The sequence below is a fragment of the Parasphingorhabdus sp. genome (genome assembly GCF_036963705.1).
Classification (GTDB): Bacteria; Pseudomonadota; Alphaproteobacteria; order Sphingomonadales; family Sphingomonadaceae; genus Parasphingorhabdus.
Genome location: NZ_JBALUT010000133.1, coordinates 1 through 3,166 on the forward strand (window position 1 = coordinate 1; position 3,166 = coordinate 3,166).

Annotated in this window: 3 protein-coding genes and 1 pseudogene; all 4 read right to left on the reverse strand. The window is 57.3% G+C overall.

Annotated features, from left to right (window positions below; all coding sequences use genetic code 11):
• On the reverse strand, positions 1-164 hold a 164-nt coding region (locus V7680_RS15270; protein WP_335654115.1), incomplete at its 3' end, for an SDR family NAD(P)-dependent oxidoreductase.
• Entirely contained in the window at positions 164-1,558 is a 1,395-nt protein-coding gene (locus tag V7680_RS15275; protein ID WP_335654113.1) for a cryptochrome/photolyase family protein, read from the reverse strand. The genes V7680_RS15275 and V7680_RS15270, both read right to left, overlap by 1 nt.
• Positions 1,559-1,572: 14 nt before the next feature.
• The gene (locus V7680_RS15280; protein ID WP_335654114.1) at positions 1,573-2,565 is read right to left on the reverse strand and encodes a metal-dependent hydrolase; all 993 of its coding nucleotides are present in this window, start codon (positions 2,563-2,565) and stop codon (positions 1,573-1,575) included.
• A gap of 134 nt (positions 2,566-2,699) precedes the next feature.
• A pseudogene (locus V7680_RS15285) lies at positions 2,700-3,166 on the reverse strand (2-oxoacid:ferredoxin oxidoreductase subunit beta); the annotation flags it as partial.

A 3,166-nucleotide genomic window follows, 5' to 3' on the forward strand; every position in this document is an offset into this window, starting at 1 on the left:
GTCTCGCAATCCAGTTCCTCACCGGCAGCGCCCAGTGTCTGCTCGTCGCAATCGGTCAGAAGAACCGTCGCGCCCTCTTCAATGAAAGCCTGGGCGATCGCCTTGCCGATGCCGCGCGCGGCCCCGGTCACTACGCAAAATTTCCCACTCATCCGATCGGTCATTATTTCACCTCCTGATAGGCCGAGAGCGCCCTTTCACGCCCTTGCCGATGCCCAATAATCTTAGCCGGATATTGCGCCGGCTTGCATCCGGATTCTTCCGGATCATGGATATACGGATCATCAACATTGGCCAGTTCCGGAACCCATCGCCGGATATAGTCGCCCGCGTCGAATTTTTCCGACTGGCTGAGCGGCGCCATGATCCGCACGAACATATTGCTGTCGACACCTGTGCCGGACACCCATTGCCAGTTGACGCTGTTGGATGCGTAATCTGCATCGACCAAAGTGTCCCAGAACCATTGCTCGCCCTCGCGCCAGTCGATCAGCAGATGCTTGATCAGGAAACTCGCAGCGATCATCCGAACCCTATTGTGCATCCAGCCGGTCGCCCATAATTCCCGCATCCCGGCGTCGACAATCGGATAGCCGGTCTTGCCGTGGCACCAGGCGTTGAAGTCCGCTTTCACCGAATCATCGTTGATATCGCGCCACGGCAAGGCGCGCATTTTCTCGCGATAGCTCTCGCCGCCATATTGCGGGAACTGGTCGATTACATTTTGCGCATAGTCGCGCCAGACCAGCTCCTTGAGATAGGTCTCGACCTTGCTTCCCTGCCCCGCCAGCCGGTTCCAGACGGTCGCCGGACTGATCTCGCCAAAATGGAGATGCGGCGAAAGGCGGGATACCAGCTCTTCGGATGGCAGGTTGCGACCCTCGTCATATTGCGCGGCCTTGTCGGCGAACTCCTCGAGATTATCTTCTGCGCCCGCTGCGCCGGGTTGCCAGTGGTCGCCAAAGGCTGCCGCCCAGTCCGGCTTCGTCGGCAGCAGAACCCAATCTTCCAGACTGTCGCTGTCGGGCCAATGATCCGGCGAAGCCAGCTTCCCGGGCGCTGCCACGGGATCGGCAGGCGGCATATGCTGGCGCAGTGCCTTCCAGAAGGGTGTGTAGATTTTATAGGGTGTTCCGGCACCGGTGGTCACTGTCCCCGGTGGCAGCAGATAGTTACCGTCGTGCAGGATCAGACGCGCGCCATCGCCTAGTGACTTTTCCAACATTCGGTCGGCATTGCGCCACCATGGCTCGTAGTGATGCATCGCATGGATTTCATCTGCTCCGGACGATTTGACAATTTCGGCCAAATGCTCTGAGGCCCGCCCCCTGCGCAGGATCAGACGCGATCCGATATCCTGCAAACATGCTTCCAAGTCTTCCAGTGACCGGTGCAACCACCAGCGCGAAGCCCCGCCCATTATGCGGTGTTTGGGGGTCTCATCGTCGAGAATATAGACTGGAATGACCGGTCCGCCGGATGCAGCCGCAGCGGCAACAGCGGCTTGATCGGAAAGGCGAAGGTCTCGGCGGAACCAGATGATTTTTGCTTGTGTCATATCCTCCCCATGACTCAGGGAACCGATGGGTCCAACCTGTCTGTTCGAACATTGGCGCGAACGGTAAACCGGTCACCGACCAACGGGTCGAGGAAGCGCTGGTCTTTCACGGTTACACGAGCGCCTACTGCCTTGATTATCGGCATCCTTGACCAGAATAGAAAGGCAGCTGCATTTTTGTCGGACCTTGCCAACTCCCGCGAGAGGAACCGGCTGTTTCCGGGAATTCTATACGCCTCACCCAGGACCAGACCGTTAAAAAGACTATAGGCTCCAGACCCGTAAGCCGAATGACTACGCCACAATATTTCCCGTTTCCAGAACTGAAGCGGCAGCGGGTTCGCGACGACCATTTCCGTGGGGCCGTGAATGGCACTGGAAGTTTTGGCTTCGACAACTTTGCTATCGAGCAGCGACTGTGTATCCGCCTCGGCCTTGCCGGTGATCAGGCCATTAGCGAAAATATAGGCGCAGACCGTGGTAAAGCTGATCCACGCGGGACGGGACCCGTTGCTCGCCCCCCGCTTTTCGCGTCGCCGAGAAATCCAGACACCGGCAATCAGGGCGGCCCAGATCCAGATATCGATGATGAAAATACTATCGCCGTAAAACCATTGCGAAGAGAAAGGTTCCAGCAGTCGAATACCATAGCTGTTCAGCCAGTCGAGCGCCGGATGGCTAAGACAGCCAACGTAGGCAAGAGTGAGTAGCCAGCCCGTGTGAATTGGCAAACGGTCGGCAGGCCGTTTCCCCCGCTTCCCCTGCCTGCGATCAAAACCGATCATGAGTCCGGTCAGCAACAGCGGTAATACCAGCATCGCGATCGGGCCATGGGTGATCCCCCGCCGGATCGCCAGATGCTGGACCCCGTCCAGCAACGTCGCCACCGCATCGATATCCGGAATATTGGCGGCGATGATCAGCGTCGCCATGCCGAGGCCGGTTTTCTTCTTCAAGCCCATTTGGCCGAGGACGGCACCGGCCAGGCTGTGGGTTAGATTGTCCAAATTTTTTGCTCACACGAAGACACGAAGGAAAGTCCGACCTAACCGGCAAAATATTGATTGGCTAGTCGCTTCGCACTTTCGTTGAAAGTGATCGCATCTTAGTGCCTTCGTGTCTTCGTGCGAGTCAAAATCCTTTACAGTTCCGGCCCGTCCTCCGTCACCGTCCAGGTCTGCCCCTTGTTCAGCAAAGCCTGTAAATCAGGTTTCTTGCCTACTGCTGCAGCCTCGTTCTGCGCCACGACAGCCGCTTCGAACGTTGGTCTGGGATCGTCGTAGAGGACGCCAAGGGCCATCGGGAATTCGCCGAACTGCATTTCGATCAGCATATGCGCCACCGAGCGGTTGGTGACATCATGGACAATCACATCGGCCGCCTGCCAGTCGCCATCTACAACATCGACAACTTCGAGTTGCAGGGTTTTGCGATCGAGCGAGATGCCCTTTTCGCCCTTGGAGAATAGCATTGGTTCGCCGTTGAGCAGATGCAACTGGGTGTCGGCTGCGGTTTTCTTCGCGGCAAATTCCTCGAACACATCCTTGTTATAGACGATGCAATTCTGGAAAATCTCGATGAACGACGTGCCTTTGTGGGCATGCGCAG

What these genes read in the sequence shown, in the direction of transcription:
- V7680_RS15275 (WP_335654113.1), bottom strand. Translation starts at nt 1,558, where the DNA reads ATGACACAAGCAAAAATCATCTGGTTCCGCCGAGACCTTCGCCTTTCC.